13 protein-coding genes and 1 tRNA gene are annotated in these 14025 nt (G+C 70.6%); 3 read left to right on the top strand and 11 right to left on the bottom strand.

The features are described from left to right. Window positions 1-30 precede the first annotated feature (30 nt). On the bottom strand, window positions 31-1212 hold the full coding sequence (locus tag ACZ5KW_RS04555; RefSeq protein ID WP_343776052.1) for a metal-dependent hydrolase family protein: 1182 nt from the start codon (window positions 1210-1212) through the stop codon (window positions 31-33). Between the two features lie 117 nt (window positions 1213-1329). On the opposite strand from ACZ5KW_RS04555, the gene ACZ5KW_RS04550 reads away from it, so the two are divergent. Then, complete coding sequence (locus ACZ5KW_RS04550) at window positions 1330-3141, top strand: HVO_2922 family protein (protein WP_343776054.1); 1812 nt, start codon at window positions 1330-1332, stop codon at window positions 3139-3141. A 33-nt stretch (window positions 3142-3174) separates the two neighbouring features. Here ACZ5KW_RS04550 and ACZ5KW_RS04545 read toward each other — a convergent pair whose 3' ends face one another. The 9 genes from ACZ5KW_RS04545 to ACZ5KW_RS04505 form a co-directional block, all read right to left on the bottom strand. Further along, complete coding sequence (locus ACZ5KW_RS04545; RefSeq protein WP_343776055.1) at window positions 3175-3495, bottom strand: glutaredoxin family protein; 321 nt, start codon at window positions 3493-3495, stop codon at window positions 3175-3177. Next, a complete protein-coding gene (locus ACZ5KW_RS04540) occupies window positions 3492-3875 on the bottom strand; it encodes a DUF7126 family protein (RefSeq protein WP_343776057.1) in 384 nt (127 codons plus the stop codon). Before ACZ5KW_RS04540 ends, ACZ5KW_RS04545 begins: the two co-directional genes overlap by 4 nt. Next, window positions 3875-4792 carry a glutamine-hydrolyzing GMP synthase gene (gene guaA / locus ACZ5KW_RS04535; RefSeq protein WP_343776059.1) on the bottom strand — a complete coding sequence of 306 codons (918 nt, stop codon included), beginning with the start codon at window positions 4790-4792 and terminating at the stop codon, window positions 3875-3877. Before guaA ends, ACZ5KW_RS04540 begins: the two co-directional genes overlap by 1 nt. Beyond that, window positions 4793-6448, bottom strand: a complete 1656-nt coding sequence (locus ACZ5KW_RS04530; protein WP_343776061.1) for a CTP synthase — start codon at window positions 6446-6448, stop codon at window positions 4793-4795. Window positions 6449-6560: 112 nt separating this feature from the next. After that, window positions 6561-7886 (bottom strand): outer membrane protein assembly factor BamB family protein, encoded by a 1326-nt coding sequence (locus tag ACZ5KW_RS04525; protein WP_343776063.1) that lies wholly within the window; start codon window positions 7884-7886, stop codon window positions 6561-6563. 506 nt (window positions 7887-8392) lie between these two features. Continuing rightward, window positions 8393-8476 (bottom strand) — tRNA-Leu (locus tag ACZ5KW_RS04520). Window positions 8477-8558: 82 nt separating this feature from the next. Next, complete coding sequence (locus ACZ5KW_RS04515) at window positions 8559-9776, bottom strand: endonuclease/exonuclease/phosphatase family protein (RefSeq protein ID WP_343776065.1); 1218 nt, start codon at window positions 9774-9776, stop codon at window positions 8559-8561. 163 nt (window positions 9777-9939) lie between these two features. Then, on the bottom strand, window positions 9940-11004 hold the full coding sequence (locus ACZ5KW_RS04510) for a PAS domain-containing sensor histidine kinase (RefSeq protein WP_343776066.1): 1065 nt from the start codon (window positions 11002-11004) through the stop codon (window positions 9940-9942). A 60-nt stretch (window positions 11005-11064) separates the two neighbouring features. Beyond that, a complete protein-coding gene (locus ACZ5KW_RS04505) occupies window positions 11065-11982 on the bottom strand; it encodes an EamA family transporter (protein ID WP_343776068.1) in 918 nt (305 codons plus the stop codon). 160 nt (window positions 11983-12142) lie between these two features. On the opposite strand from ACZ5KW_RS04505, the gene ACZ5KW_RS04500 reads away from it, so the two are divergent. Both ACZ5KW_RS04500 and ACZ5KW_RS04495 read left to right on the top strand, forming a co-directional pair. Then, window positions 12143-12709: a DUF309 domain-containing protein gene (locus ACZ5KW_RS04500; protein ID WP_343776070.1), complete on the top strand. Its 567-nt coding sequence runs from the start codon at window positions 12143-12145 to the stop codon at window positions 12707-12709. A 108-nt stretch (window positions 12710-12817) separates the two neighbouring features. Then, a complete protein-coding gene (locus ACZ5KW_RS04495) occupies window positions 12818-13621 on the top strand; it encodes a M14 family metallopeptidase (RefSeq protein WP_343776072.1) in 804 nt (267 codons plus the stop codon). A gap of 18 nt (window positions 13622-13639) precedes the next feature. Here the strand turns inward: ACZ5KW_RS04495 and ACZ5KW_RS04490 are convergent, their stop codons facing one another. Then, window positions 13640-14020, bottom strand: a complete 381-nt coding sequence (locus ACZ5KW_RS04490; RefSeq protein WP_343776074.1) for a cupin domain-containing protein — start codon at window positions 14018-14020, stop codon at window positions 13640-13642. Between the last annotated feature and the right edge of the window lie 5 nt (window positions 14021-14025).

The raw sequence follows: 14025 nt of genomic DNA, 5'->3' as shown, positions 1-14025 counted from the left end.
GGTCGACGCGGACGCGACTCGGCCGGCGGGTCAGACGAGGCGCTCGCCGCGCACGAACACCGCTTCGGGGTCCTGCCACGCCGCCGCGTCGGCGTTGGGGTCGGCGTCGAGCACGACGAGGTCCGCCCGGTAGCCCTCCGCGACGCGGCCCGCGTCGTCGAGGCCGAGCAGGTCGGCCGCGTTGACGGTGGCGGCTTCGAGCGCCCGCTCCGGCGAGAGCCCGTAGTCGACCATGTGCGCCATCTCCTGTGGAATCTCCTCGAAGAAGTTGAACGGCGTGCCGGCGTCTGTCCCCATCGCGATCGGAACGCCGGCCTCCAAGGCGTGGTCCCACGCGTCGTCGAAGCGGTCCGCGGCGTCTTCCGCCTTCGCGACGGCGTCCTCCGGGATCCCCGCCTCCACGCCGTTCTCGACGATGCCGCGGAGCGCGCTCGCGGTCGGGACCCAGTAGGTCCCCCGGTCCGCCATCATCTCGGCCGCCTCGCGGTCCATGAACGTCCCGTGTTCGACGCTGGAGATGCCGGCCTCGACGGCGTTTTTGATCCCCACCTCGCCGTGGGCGTGGGCCGCGGTCGGGGTGTCGGTCGGCGCGGCCGCGTCGGTGAACGCGTTCAGCTCCTCGGGGGTGAGCTCCGGCGCGCCCGTCACGGCGCCCTCGGTGAGGACGCCGCCGGTGGCCATACACTTGAGCACGTCCGCGCCCGCCTTCAGCTGCTCGCGGGCCGCCTTTCGCACCTCGGCGGGGCCGTCGGCCTCGCGTCCGAACCAGTTGCCGTGGCCGCCGGTCATGATCACGTTGCGGCCGCACGCGAGGACCCGTGCGCCGTCGATGTCGCCCGCGTCGACCGCCTCTCCGGCGTCGAGGGCGAGCATCCCGCGACTGCCGAGGTCGCGGACGGTAGTGACGCCGGCCTCGGCCGCCGCTTCGAGGTTGCTCGCGGCCCGGTAGCTCGCCGTGTAGTCGCTGTCGGAGACCGCGGTGGCGACGTCCGGGCGACCGTCCATCATCACGTGGACGTGCGCGTCGATCAGCCCCGGCGCGACGACCCGTCCGTCGACGCCGAGCGTCGTGACCTCGTCGTCCGCCCCGTCGACCGCGGCGTCGACCGCCTCCGGATCGCCGACCGCGACAACCTCGCCGTCCGCGACCGCGACGTCCGCTTCACGAGTCCCGTCCGCGTCCGCGACGCGACCGCCTCGAAGTACGTACATACCCACACGAGGGACCGTTCGACGGGTAAACGCTCGGGTCGCGGTAGTCCGGCGTTTTCAGATGGTGACGTGTCACACACCCCCACATATAACCGGGTAGCCCGAGACGGCCCGCATATGGCAACAGACGACGAAACGGACCGCGGTGGGGGACTGTACGAGCGGCGGATCGGAACGCCGAAGACGAACGACGAGGTGAACGGCTACTGGCTGTTCGGCTTCGGCGTCCTGCTCGGCCTCGCCGGCGTCGCGGTGTTCTTCCTCACGGAGGCGGCGACGACGACGCGCGGTATCGGGTACGCGCTGGCCGCGCTGGCGCCGCCGTTCTTGATGCTCGGGGCCGTGATCCGGTTCCCGCTCCGACGGACGGGGACCTATCTCGGCTACCTCGGGACGGCGGTGAGCGTCCTCGGCGTCGTGTGGTTCGTGAACATCTTCCCGGGCGGCTGGTCCACCGTCTCCGGAGAGCCGACGGTGATCGGGCTGTACGGCGTCGGGCTGTTCCTCATCGGTGTCGCGGGAACCGTCGTGCCGCTGCTCTCCGACCCCGTCTACGAGGACTACGAGCGGATGCAAGACGAAGCGGCCGCGGCGACGGCGGCGACCGCGGAGACGAGCGGCGAGCTGGACGCGACCCGCGAGGAGCTAGACGCGACCCGCGAGGAGCTAGACGCGACCCGCGAGGAGCTAGACGCGACTCACGACGAGCTAGACGCGACCCGCGAGGAGTTAGACGCGACCCGCGACGAGCTAACCGAGGCACACGAAGAACTGACCGGGACGAACGAGGAACTGGACGCGGCCCGCGACGAGCTGGACGAAACCCGTGAGGAACTGACGGCGACGCACGAGGAACTGGAGACGGCCCGAGCGGAGATCGACACGGTCCGGTCGAGTAAGGCCCGCTTCGAGCTGTTCGAGGACGCGGGCGGGAAGCCGCGCTGGCGGCTCCGCCACCGCAACGGCAACGTCGTCGCGACCTCCGGACAGGGGTACAGCAGCCGCGGGAAGGCCCAGCAGGGGCTCCACAGCGTGCGGCGGAACGCGCTCGGCGCGGGACTCCTCCGGATCGAGACGCCCGTCGAGGAGGCGGCGGCGGTCGCGGACGACGACGGGCCGGAGCCGGAAGACGCCGAGGAGCCGGACGTGGCCATCCCGGACGAGGACGCCGCGCCGGAGAGCCGGGCGACGTTCGAGCTGTTCGCCGACGGCGCCGACGAGTGGCGCTTCCGGCTCCGCCACGACAACGGCAACGTCGTCGGCGACTCCGGCGAGGGGTACGCCTCCAAGTCCAACGCGAAGCGCGCGCTTGCGAAGCTGCGCGACCACGTCGCGGGCGCGGACTATCTCCGCATCGACCCCGCGGCGTTCGAGGTGTTCCGCGACGCCGCCGGCGAGTACCGCTGGCGGCTCGTCCACGAGAACGGCAACGTCCTCGCCGACTCCGGCGAGGGGTACGCCTCCCGGTCGAAGGCCCAGCAGGGACTCGACAGCGTCAGGTCGAACGCGGGCGGCGCGGGCCTCGAGTTCCCCGACGACGAGGGCGCGGAGGGACGGGAAGGCGACGGCGAGAGCAAAGCGACGTTCGAGGCCTACGATGACAGGGCCGGCAAGTGGCGCTGGCGGCTCGTCCACGACAACGGGAACATCATCGCCGACTCGGGCGGGGGGTACGCCTCCAAGTCGAACGCGACGGACGCAGTCGAGCGCGTCGGCGAGTACGCGCCCGACGCGAGCGCGCTGGCGGCCGGGAGCGCGGCCTTCGAGATATACGAGGACGCGGGCGAGGAGTGGCGCTGGCGGCTCCGCCACCGCAACGGCAACCTCCTCGCCGACTCCGGCGAGGGGTACGCCTCCCGGTCGAACGCCGTCGAGGCCGTGACCCGAGTGAAGGCGAACGCGCCGGGCGCGGAGACGGTCGAGCAGTAGGCGCGCGGGCGATTCGGGCGGCGTTTTTCGGGTTCAGGTCGCCGCCAGCAGCTTCAGCCGCAGGTCGCGCTCGTCGACCTCGTACTTGAACGCCGGGTTGCCGTCCACCAAGACGTACGGGACGCGCTCGCCGTACTCCTCGGCCAGTTCGGGGTCGGTGTCCACGTCGACCTCGTCGAGGTCGACCGCCACGGCGTCGAGGTCGGCCGCGGCGGACTCGATCGTCTCGCGGGCGACGACGCAAAGCGAGCAGTCCTCGCGGGTGTAGAGGGTGACCGGGACGGTCGTCGCGTCGGCGGCGGCGCCGTCGTCGTGACCGCCCTCGCCGCCGTCGGTCGAGGTGGGTTCGCTCACTGGTCCGTTTCGTCGTCGGGGTCCGTTTCGTCGTCGGGGTCCGTTTCGTCGGCCAGCAGTTCCTCGGCGACCGTCGCGGGGTCCAACAGGTCGGGATCGACCGCGAGGTCGGCGACGGTCGCGACGAACTCCGGCAGCGACCGGCTCGCGTACGTCACGATCCGAACGTCGGGGTTCAGCTCCTTCGCGATCGGGATCCCGGTGGCCTCCTCGACGTCCGTGAGGACGAACAGGTCGGCGTCGGCGATCCCGGCGTCTTCGAGCTTCGCCGCCGTGACGAGCCCGTCGATGCGGGCGATCTCGACGCCCAGCGCCGCCAACTCCTCGCCGAGGCCGCGCTCGTCCGGGCCGGCGACGACGGCCGTTAGCTGGTCCGCCATCACTCGTACTCGATCGTCGCGGGCGGCTTGTGGGTCACGTCGTACACCACGCGCGCCACGTTCTCGTTCTCGCCGGTGATCCGGCTCTGGATCCGCTGGAGCGTGCTCCAGTCGAGCTCCTGTGCGCGGGCCGTCATCCCGTCGCGGCTCTCGACCGAGCGGACGGCGACGACCCAGCCGTGGACGCGGTTGTCGCCCTTGACGCCGGTCGCCTTCCCGAGGACCGCGGCGAACGCCTGCCACGGGTCGTACTCCTCCAGTTCCTCCTCGACGACGTGGGTCGCCTCGCGGGCGACGTCGGCCTTCTCGGGCGTCACCTCGCCGACGATCCGGACGGCGAGCCCGGGCCCAGGGAACGGCATCCGCTCCGAGATGACCTCCTCTAACCCGAGCGCGCGAGCGACCTCGCGGACCTCGTCTTTGTACAGGTCGCGGACCGGCTCGACGATCCCCTCGAAGTCGACGACCTCGGGGAGCCCGCCGACGTTGTGGTGCGATTTGATGTTCCCCTCGGACTCGATGCGGTCGGGGTAGATCGTGCCCTGAACGAGGTAGTCGGCGCCGACGTCGCGGGCGACCGTCTCGAACTCGTCGATGAACCCCTCGCCGATGACGTGGCGCTTCTCCTCCGGATCGGTGACGCCGGCGAGGCGCTCGAAGAAGCGTTCCTGGGCCTCGATCACCCGCAGCGACTCCATGAAGTCGAACGTCTCGCGTATCTCCGCGGTCTCGCCCTTCCGCATCAGTCCCGTGTCGACGTAGACGGGGGTGAGCTGGTCGCCCACCGCCTCGTATGCGAGCGTCGCCGCGACCGACGAGTCGACGCCGCCGGATAAGGCGATCACGGCGTTCGCGTCGCCGATCGCCTCGCGGATCTCGGTGGTCGCCTCCTCGATGAACTCCTCCGTGTCGACCATCTATAGCCTCACGTCCGCGTTCCGCTCGGTTGTGTCCGTCGATCCCAGCGCGGCCTCGACGAGGGCGACGAACGGCGGGCTCGCGCGGTCCGGCCGCGACCGGAACTCGGGGTGCGCCTGCGTGCCGAAGAAGAACGGGTGGTCGCCGCGTTCGACGATCTCCATCCGGTTGTCGGCGTGCCCGGAGAAGGTGAGCCCGTCGGCCTCCAACCGCTCGATGTACTCGGGGTTCACCTCGTAGCGGTGGCGGTGGCGCTCGGTACAGGAGTCGGCGCCGTACACCCGCGCCGCGAGCGTGTCGGGTTCGATGTCGGTCTCGTGGGCGCCGAGCCGCATCGTCCCCCCCATGTCCTCCGTCTCGTACTGCTCGGGGAGGAGATCGATGACGGGGTGCGGGGTGTCGGGGTCGATCTCCGCGGAGTGGGCGCCCTCCAGTCCGAGCACGTTGCGCGCGTGTTCGACGACCGCCATCTGGAAGCCCAAGCAGAGCCCGAGGAAGGGCACGTCGTTCTCGCGAGCGTACCGGACCGCCTCGATCTTCCCGTCGGTGCCGCGGGAGCCGAACCCGCCGGGGACGACGACCGCGTCGGCGTCGGCGAGACGCTCTTCGTGCTCCGCGCGGGTCTCGTCGGCGTCGACCCACAGCACGTTCACCTCGGTCTCGGTGTGGATGCCGGCGTGTTTCAGCGCCTCGTGGATCGACATGTAGGCGTCTTCGAGCGCGTACTTGCCGACGAGGGCCACGTCGATCTCGCGGTCTCGGTCGCGGGTGACCAGTTCGCGCCACTCCGTCGAGCGCTCTGCTTTCGGGAGCGCCTCGTCGACGAGCCCGAGCCGCTCCATCACGTACTCGTCTAACCCCTCGTCTTCGACCATCAGCGGGACGTGGTAGATGTCCGGCACGTCGGGGTTCGAGAAGACGGCGTCCGTGGGCACGTCACAGAACAGGGCGATCTTCTCTTTCGTCTCCGGGTCGAGGCGGTCCTCGGACCGACCGACCAAGATGTCGGGCTGGAGCCCGATCGAGCGCAGCTCCTTCACGGAGTGTTGGGTCGGCTTCGTCTTCTGCTCGCCGTTCTTCGAGTAGGGGACGAGCGTGACGTGCGTAAAGAGGATGTCCTCGTCGTCCTCCTCGTGAGCGAACTGGCGGAGCGCCTCGAGGAACGGCATCGACTCGATGTCGCCGACCGTCCCGCCGATCTCGACGAGGCAGACGTCGCTCCCCTCGGCGGCCTCGCGGATGCGCCGCTTGATGTCGTCGGTGACGTGCGGGATGATCTGAACGGTCTTTCCGAGGTAGTCGCCGGCGCGCTCGCGCTCGATGACGTGCTGGTAGGTCTTCCCCGTGGTGACGTTGTGGTCGAACGTCATGTCGGTGCCGAGGAAGCGCTCGTAGTTGCCGAGGTCGAGATCGACCTCGCCGCCGTCCTTGAGGACGTACACCTCGCCGTGCTCGTAGGGGTTCATCGTCCCGGCGTCGACGTTGAGATAGGGGTCCACCTTGACGGCGGTGACGTCGAAGCCCGCGTTGGCGAGAAGGCGCCCGGTACTGGCGGCGGTGATGCCCTTGCCCAGCCCGGACATCACACCGCCCGTGACGAACACGAACTTCCGACCCAGCGAGGGGTCGTACCCCGTGTCGGGATCTGCTGGCATATCGACCGTCCGTCAGGGGCCGGCAAAACCGTTTCGGACCCGCCGTTCCGGGTGGACGTTCGTGGCTATCTGCCGAGGCACCGCCCGACCGCCCGACGGCGGGGCGGCCGGCTCACTCCGGCGCGGCGAGCCGGTAGCACATGCCGGGCTCGTCGGTGTCCTCCGGGGCGCGCTCGGTGTAGTAGATCCCGTCGTCGGTGACGAACGGCGCGCTGGTCACCTCGCCGTTGCCCTCGACCGCCCAGGTCACCGAGCCGTCCTCGCGATCGAGCGCGTAGAGGTGCTCGTCGTACGAGCCGACGAGGACGTGCCCGTTCGTCACGGTCACGTTCCCCGTGATCCACCCGTCCGTCGGGGTCGACCACAGCTCCTCGCCGGTCGCTAAGTCGATCGCGTAGACGTTCGTGTCGTGGCTCCCGACGTACACCGTCCCGTCGTGGACCGCCGGCGCGCACATGACGCCGCCGGTGCGGATCGGGTCGGGCTCGTCCGACGGCGACACGGACTCGTCCGTCTCGAACGACCAGAGCCCGGCGCCGTCGGTGACGTCGACGGCGGTGACGGTGCCGGCCCACGACGGGACGACCGCGATCCCGCGGCTGACCGCGATCGGCGCCTTGACGTCGCCGCCGGTGTCGAAGGTCCACGCGCGCTCGCGGTCGGCGAAGGACCACGCGTAGACGCGGCCGTCGTTGGCGCCGAACAGGAAGCGGTCGCGGTCGAGGTCGACCGCGACGGTCGAGTGCGGGTGGTCGGTCGGCCGGCCGTCGCGCCACACCTCCTCACCGCTCTCGGCGTCCAGCGCGACGGCGGCGCCGCTCGGCGGCGAGAACTCGACGGCGACGTACAGGGTTCCGTCGTGGTACGTCGGGCTGGCGGCGGCCGCGTCGCCGATATCGGTCTGCCACTCGATCTCGCCGCTCGCGACCGAGACCGCTGAGACGACGCCGTCGTAGGTGCCGACGTACGCCGACCCCTCGGCGACCGCGGGAGTACCGTGGCTCCCCCACTTGGCGTCGGAGAGGTTCGTCGCCCAGTTCGTCGTCCCGTCGACCGCGATCGACTGGATCCGGCCCGTGTCGTCGGCGACGAGGATGTCGCCCGACGGCGTCTGCATCGGACTGCCCTTCGAGGCGGAGTGCTCGCCCCGGTTCGCCGGCACCGACCACCGCACCTCGACGGTCTCGGGTATCGTCGCGTCGACGTGGCCGTGGTTCCGGAGCCCCTGTCGGAACTGCGACGCGAGTCCGTCGGACGACTGCGGTCGGGCGGCGAGATCCAGCGGCAGCTCAACGTCGTCAAACGTCGGTCCGGCGCCGGCAGCGGGCGAGTCACCGCCGGGCGGCGAGTTGTCGCCGAGCGAGCTACAGCCGGCGAGTCCCGCGACGCCGACGCCGCCGGCGACGCGGAGCAGGTCGCGACGCGTCCGTTCTCTCATGGGAACCGGTTCGCGGGTGGGGATAAAAATCCATGTCGCTCGGACCGAGCCGGAGCGGAGTCGACGAACGCGATACGGCCGCGGCTGCTCGAAGGAGCGGTGTGAGAGTTTTGCGAGGGAAGAGCGCTCCGAGAGCGCCTTCCGCATCACGGGGGGGGGACCCCGGCGATGCGAGGGGAGGGATTTGAACCACGGTCGCGCCGGAGGCGCTCCCTGATTCAAATCCCTCCAGCATTCGGGCGTTGTGACGCGCTCGTGCGAGGGGTGAGATTTGAACCCACGGACCGCCGCGAGACGGTCCGGCTCGCTTCGCTCGCCGGCTGCGACCCGCGTGCTCTCGTTCGCTCGCAAGGCTCGCTCACGAGAACTCTACGGGAGCGGAGCTTGAATCCGCCGTCGTTTCTCGGCAGAGAGTCGCGCGGCTGGCGGGATAACGGTGTGAGAGTTTTGCGAGGGAAGAGCGCTCCGAGAGCGCCTTCCGCATCACGGGGGGCGGACCCCGGCGATGCGAGGGGAGGGATTTGAACCCACGGACCTCTACAGGAGCGGAGCTTGAATCCGCCGCCGTTTCCGGGCTTGGCTACCCTCGCACGCGGTTCGAATGAGTCCCTCGCGGAGATTTAAACCACCGGTTTCCGCGCCGGCCCTCGCGGCGCGCCCCGCGTCGAGGAGCTACTTCGTCGCGATGTCGGCCCAGACGAGCCGGTGGTCGGAGGCCTCTTCGGCCGCGTCGCTGAGCCCGCGCTTGTTCGCGTTCGAACTCGGCCAGACCACGGACGACGAGCGCAGCGACAGGTCCGGCGAGGGCAGGACCCAGTCCACGGTGGCCCCGCCGCCGAACTCGGCCGTCGCGTAGGGGTTCCCGCGCTGTGCGCCGCCCGGACTCGTGGGACGGCTCCGGCTGTTGAAGTCCTCGTTCTCGATGAAGAACTTCCGGGCCGGGTCGAGCGGTTCGTCGCCGGGGCCGGCGTTCATGTCGCCGAGGAGGACGTAGGATGCGTCGTCGTCGAGGCCGCCCTCGGTTCCGGAGTCGTCGTAGATGTAGTCCTCGCCGGCGACGTATTCGGCCCAGAACCGGTTCTCGTCGTGGTTCCAGCGACCGTTGAAGTTGTTCGCGGCGTCGAATCCCGTCGGCGTCGGGTGCGAGAACAGCCCGTGGACGACTTCGCCGTCGACGTCGAACGGCACGTCGATGTGCGTCTTCGAGGAGAGCCGGAACGCGCCCAGTTCGTCCTCGGTCAGGTAGATGTTACCCTCGCTCGTGTCGACCCCGTCGTCGTCGGCGAGCGGGATGAGGTTGTCCGGCATGTCCGCCCACAGGAACTCCTGGAACGAGCGGATCGCGCCCTCGTCGAACGGAATCTTGCTCGCGATGCCGAAGGCGTACTGGCCCGGATAGAACCCGAATCCGAAGGCGTCGCCGGGGCGCTCGCCGGCCTCGCCGTCCTTGTTGAAGTCGTAGTCGGTGTCCGGCAGGAGCCCGGTGTTGCTCTCCGGCTGGAGGGTGTGGTCGTACTCGATGCCGTCGAGACCCTCACGCTGCGGGACGCTGAGGTAGTTGTCGACGAACGCCTCGATGTTCGTCCGGTCCGTGGGAACGTTCACGTCGTCGTCGTCGCTGTTCTCGACCGTCGCCTCCTGCTCGTTGTTCGCGAGCTCGTTCACGACGAGCACGTCCGGGTCGACTTCCTGTACCACGCGGGCGGCCGCCTCCGCCTGGTCGTCGCCGGGAGTCTGGACCTGCTCCGTCCCCAGATTGACGACGTTGAACGCGGCGTACCGCGGCGTCGACGGCTTCCCGCGGGCCGCCGCGGTCCCCGCGACGCCCGAGAGCGTCACCGTCGCGCCGATCGCCTTCAGAACGCTCCGCCGTGAGCTTGGTTGTGGCATGCGAACACGAATTTCATTTGTAGGATGTTAAATTTTTTATTATACATAAATTAATTGACTACTGCGTCGGTGTAATCAGTGCTGCCGGCGAACGCTCTCGTTCGTGAGGAGCGGTCTTCGAGGACGAACGGTTCGGTCCGTCGGGTGGTTCGGTCGTGGCGGCTCAGTCCGCCGACCGAGCGCCGACCAGCGTCGCACGAAAACCGCCGGCCGACGACTCGCCGACCTCCAGCGTCCAGCCGTGGGCGGCCGCGACGCGCTCGACGATGGCGAGGCCGATGCCGGTGCCACCCCCCTTCGAAACGCCGAACGCGGTCAACCCAGACGACGCGTCGGCGGGCCCACCGTCGGCGTCGGGCAGTCCCGGTCCGTCGTCGGCGACGTACAGGCCTCGGTCGTCGACGCCGATCCGCACCTTCGGCGCGTCGCCGGCGTGGTCGAAGGCGTTGCCGATCAGGTTCCCGACCGCGCGGCGGAGGAGCGTCGGGTCGCCGACGACCGGTCCGGGGTCCTCGACGACGACGTCGGCGTCGGACGGGGTGGCGCCGAAGTCGCCCGACTCCAGGCAGTCGCTCGCGAGGTCGTCGAGGTCGACGGCGGCGTCCTCGGTCTCGACCTCGGCCGGGTCGCGGGCCATCACGAGCGCCTCGTCGATCATCGTCTCGATCCGGTCGAGCGCCTCCTCCGCGGCGGCGAGCCGCTCCGTGCTGTCGGTCTCGCGGGCGAGTTCGACGTACCCGCGGGCGACCGAGAGGGGGTTCCGGAGGTCGTGGGAGAGGAAGCCGGCGAGGCGTTCGAGCCGCTCGTTGAGCCGCCGGAGCTCGCGCTCGCGTTCGACCCGGTCCGTGACGTCGCGGATGACCCCGACCGCGCCGACGACGCGTCCGTCGCGTTCGATGGGTGACAGTCGCGTCTCGGTGGTCACCTCCGTCCCGTCGCCGAGCGTCGTCGTGAGTTGGACGCGCTCGTCTTCCGACTCGCCCGCGAGGACGGGTTCGACGGCGTCTCGGTATCGCTCGCCCATCTCCGCGGGCCAGTGTCCGGCCTCGACGATCCGCTCCGGGTGTTTCCCGTGGAGGACCGCCTCGTCGAAGCCGGTCACCTCGCGGAGCCGGTCGTTGACGAACACCCGGTTCCGGTCGGCGTCGAGGACGTACGCCCCGTCGCCGAGCGCGTTCACGATCGACTCGGCGCGGTCGATCGGCGCGGAATCCGGCGCGGTGTCCATGGCCTAGGCACGGGCCCGTCGCTCAAGTGTCCTCCGGGTGGCGGCAAAACCGGCGGGCGCTCAAAGCGCGATCATCGTCACGCCGACGACGGCGAGCAGGGCGGCGAGGAGGCGGATCCGGAAGTAGCGCTCGCCGAGGATGATCCCCCCGAGCACGACGGCGACGATCGCCTGAGTGTTGATCACCGGCGAGGCGACGCTCGCGGGGAGCGACGCGAACGCGACGGTCGTCAGGTGTTCGCCGAGCGCGACGAGCGCGCCGGCGGCGAGGAACTTCGGCGCGTCGCGCCGGGTCACGGCTGCCGGGTTCCGGACCGCGGCCGGCAGCAGGATGACCCCGACGCCGACGAGGAGCAGCGGGACCCACAGCGTGCCGGGGATCGCGAGCTCCTGGAGCGCCACGCGCTTGCCGAGGTCGGCGACGGCGTAACACGCCGCGCTCACGACGGCGAGCTGGGCGGGTCGAGAGTGGACGGCGCTGACGAGCGGCGCGAGCAGGCTCCCCGGCTCGTAGTTCGCGACGTAGACGGCCGCCGTGGCGACGACGGCGCCGGCGATCTGGATCGGCGCCAGCACCTGCCCGAGCAACAGCACCTCGAGCGGGAGCACGAACATCGGGACGACCTTGTTGATCGGCATCACGTACGAGAGGTCACCGCCCTCTATCGCCCGGAGGAAGAGCACGAAGGCGGCCGCGGTCGCCGCCGCGGTGCCGGCGACGACGGCGACTGAGACGGGGTCGACCGCCGCGAGCGACCGCGCGATCCGCCCGGGCGCGCCGACCGGATCGGTCGCGAGCGCCGCCACGTCGCCGTCGGTCGTCGCGGCGGTCACCGGGAGGAACCACGCGAGCGCCGACGCGTTGATCAGCACCGTGACCCCCGCGGGCGGGTAGTCGGAGAAGAGCCGCTTGAGCGCGAAGACGTACACGCCCCAGACGAGCGCGGCCCCGATCGCGAAGAGGAGTCCGAGGTCCATCGTCCGGCCCGAGGGCGGGTCGCCGAAAGAAGGGTTCGGTCCGGTCGCGTCCCGCGGGCCGAGCGCGGCCGAGGAGCGCGACCGAGAGCGGCCGCGGTCGCGAGCGGTGCGACCCGCGGACCGCGAAACGGTTAGGTCGCTGGGCGCGAGACGGCTTCGCATGGACGAGCACACCCGGGACCCCGGCGTCGCCCCGCCGCTCGGGGACCCGACCGGGTGGCACGCGGGCGGCGACGGACCGGACCGGGCTGACGAATCGGACCGGGGTGACGACGCCGGGTCAGCCGGCGACGCCCGGCTCGCCGGCGGCTACTGGGAGCACGCCACGCTCCGGCGGGCGACCGAACACGGCGTTCGGCTGTTCAACGACGGCGCCTACCACGAGAGCCACGACTGCTTCGAAGACGAGTGGTACAACTACGGGCGGGGCACCGTCGAGAGCGCCTTCCTCCACGGGATGGTTCAGGTCGCCGCCGGCGCGTACAAGCGCGTCGACTTCGAGAGCGACGCGGGGATGCGGTCGCTGTTCGAGACGGCCCTCCAGTACCTCGACGGCGTCCCGGGGGACTTCTACGGGGTCGACGTCGACGACGTTCGTGAGACCCTCCGGGCCGCGCTCGACGACCCGAGCGCGGTCGACGACTGGCAGATCCGCCTCGACGACGCGCGGACCGCGGCGTATCCGGCCGACTACGAGTACGCGGAGCGGCTCGAAGAGAGCCACTGAGGCGGGCTGAAGACGCGGGTTCCGATCCCCGGCGGAGAGGCGGCGGCACGACCGCGCGGAGCGCCGGCGATCCGAACGCCACTTATCCGCCGCCTACCTGTGAGCCGTATGGAGATTCACGACTTGGGCGACGGCGACCCGGAGGTCGCCGTGGTCGGCGGGATCCACGGCGACGAGCCCTGTGGACCCCGGGCCGTCGAGCGGCTGGTCGACGCCGACCTCGAGGTCGAGCGACCGGTGCGGCTGATCGTCGCCAACGAGGCGGCGCTCGCCGCCGGCGAGCGGTACCTCGACGCGGACCTCAACCGGGCGTTCCCGGGGAACCCCGACGGAGCGGCACACGAGGTGCGGCTCGCGGCCGACCTGGTCGACGCGCTCGACGGCTGTACGACGCTCGCGATCCACTCGACGCAGTCGTACGCCGGGCCGTTCGCCGTCGTCGACTCGATGGACGAGGTGACCCGCGCCGTCGCGCCGCACCTCCCGGTCGACGCCGTGATACAGACCGACGCGTTCACCGAGGGGAGGCTCATCGAACACCCGCACACGCTCGAAGTGGAGGCCGGGCTCCAGGGCTCCGACGCCGCCGCCGACAACGCCTACTGGCTGTCCCGGGCGTTCCTCGCGGCGACCGGCGCGATCTCCGCGCCCGGCGCCGACGACGTGCTGGACGCCGGCGGCCGGGAGGACGTCGCGGTGTTCCGACTCCGCGAGCGGATCCCGAAGCCCGCCGCCGACAGCTACGAGGTGTTCGCACACAACTTCGAGCGCGTCGCCGCCGGCGAGCGGTTCGCGGCCGCCGACGGCGAACCGCTGCTCGCCGACGAGCCGTTCTACCCGGTCTTGCTCTCGCCGAACGGCTACCGCGACCAGTTCGGCTACGTCGCCGACCGGGTCGGCACGCTGGAGTGAGACGCCGGGACGCCCCCGCTACTCGACGAGTTCGATCGTGTCGTCGCCGTTCGGCACCACGCAGATGAACGCGCCGGCCTCGTCGCCCTCGTTCCGGTACCAGTGTTCGGCGCCCGCGGGGATCAACAGGGCGTCGCCGGGCGAGACCGCGTGTTCCGTGTCGCCGATTCCGACGACGTACTCGCCGGCGAGGACGTACTGCTCGTGTTCGACCGCGTTGGTGTGACGCGGAACCTCGGCGCCCGCCGCGAGTTCGAAGCGTCGCATCGCGAAGTGCGGCGCGCCGTCTGACTCGTCGATGAGGACGGCCTTCGAGAGCCCTTCGGCGGCGTCGACCGGCTCTGCCGTGACTTCGTCCCCGCGTTTCACGATCGGCCCGAGGTCTGCTGTGTCGCTCATGGTCG

The sequence above is a fragment of the Halorubrum ejinorense genome (assembly GCF_055389685.1).
This window is presented reverse-complemented; position numbering and strand designations above follow the sequence as displayed.

Excerpts from the sequence above, each read along its gene's own strand:
- ACZ5KW_RS04505 (WP_343776068.1), bottom strand. The coding sequence starts at position 11,982 with ATGGACCTCGGACTCCTCTTCGCGATCGGGGCCGCGCTCGTCTGGGGC.
- ACZ5KW_RS04510 (WP_343776066.1), bottom strand. The coding sequence starts at position 11,004 with ATGGACACCGCGCCGGATTCCGCGCCGATCGACCGCGCCGAGTCGATC.
- ACZ5KW_RS04525 (WP_343776063.1), bottom strand. The coding sequence starts at position 7,886 with ATGAGAGAACGGACGCGTCGCGACCTGCTCCGCGTCGCCGGCGGCGTC.
- ACZ5KW_RS04515 (WP_343776065.1), bottom strand. The coding sequence starts at position 9,776 with ATGCCACAACCAAGCTCACGGCGGAGCGTTCTGAAGGCGATCGGCGCG.
- ACZ5KW_RS04555 (WP_343776052.1), bottom strand. The coding sequence starts at position 1,212 with ATGTACGTACTTCGAGGCGGTCGCGTCGCGGACGCGGACGGGACTCGT.
- ACZ5KW_RS04490 (WP_343776074.1), bottom strand. The coding sequence starts at position 14,020 with ATGAGCGACACAGCAGACCTCGGGCCGATCGTGAAACGCGGGGACGAA.
- ACZ5KW_RS04495 (WP_343776072.1), top strand. The coding sequence starts at position 12,818 with ATGGAGATTCACGACTTGGGCGACGGCGACCCGGAGGTCGCCGTGGTC.
- ACZ5KW_RS04530 (WP_343776061.1), bottom strand. The coding sequence starts at position 6,448 with ATGCCAGCAGATCCCGACACGGGGTACGACCCCTCGCTGGGTCGGAAG.
- ACZ5KW_RS04500 (WP_343776070.1), top strand. The coding sequence starts at position 12,143 with ATGGACGAGCACACCCGGGACCCCGGCGTCGCCCCGCCGCTCGGGGAC.
- ACZ5KW_RS04550 (WP_343776054.1), top strand. The coding sequence starts at position 1,330 with ATGGCAACAGACGACGAAACGGACCGCGGTGGGGGACTGTACGAGCGG.
- ACZ5KW_RS04540 (WP_343776057.1), bottom strand. The coding sequence starts at position 3,875 with ATGGCGGACCAGCTAACGGCCGTCGTCGCCGGCCCGGACGAGCGCGGC.
- guaA (WP_343776059.1), bottom strand. The coding sequence starts at position 4,792 with ATGGTCGACACGGAGGAGTTCATCGAGGAGGCGACCACCGAGATCCGC.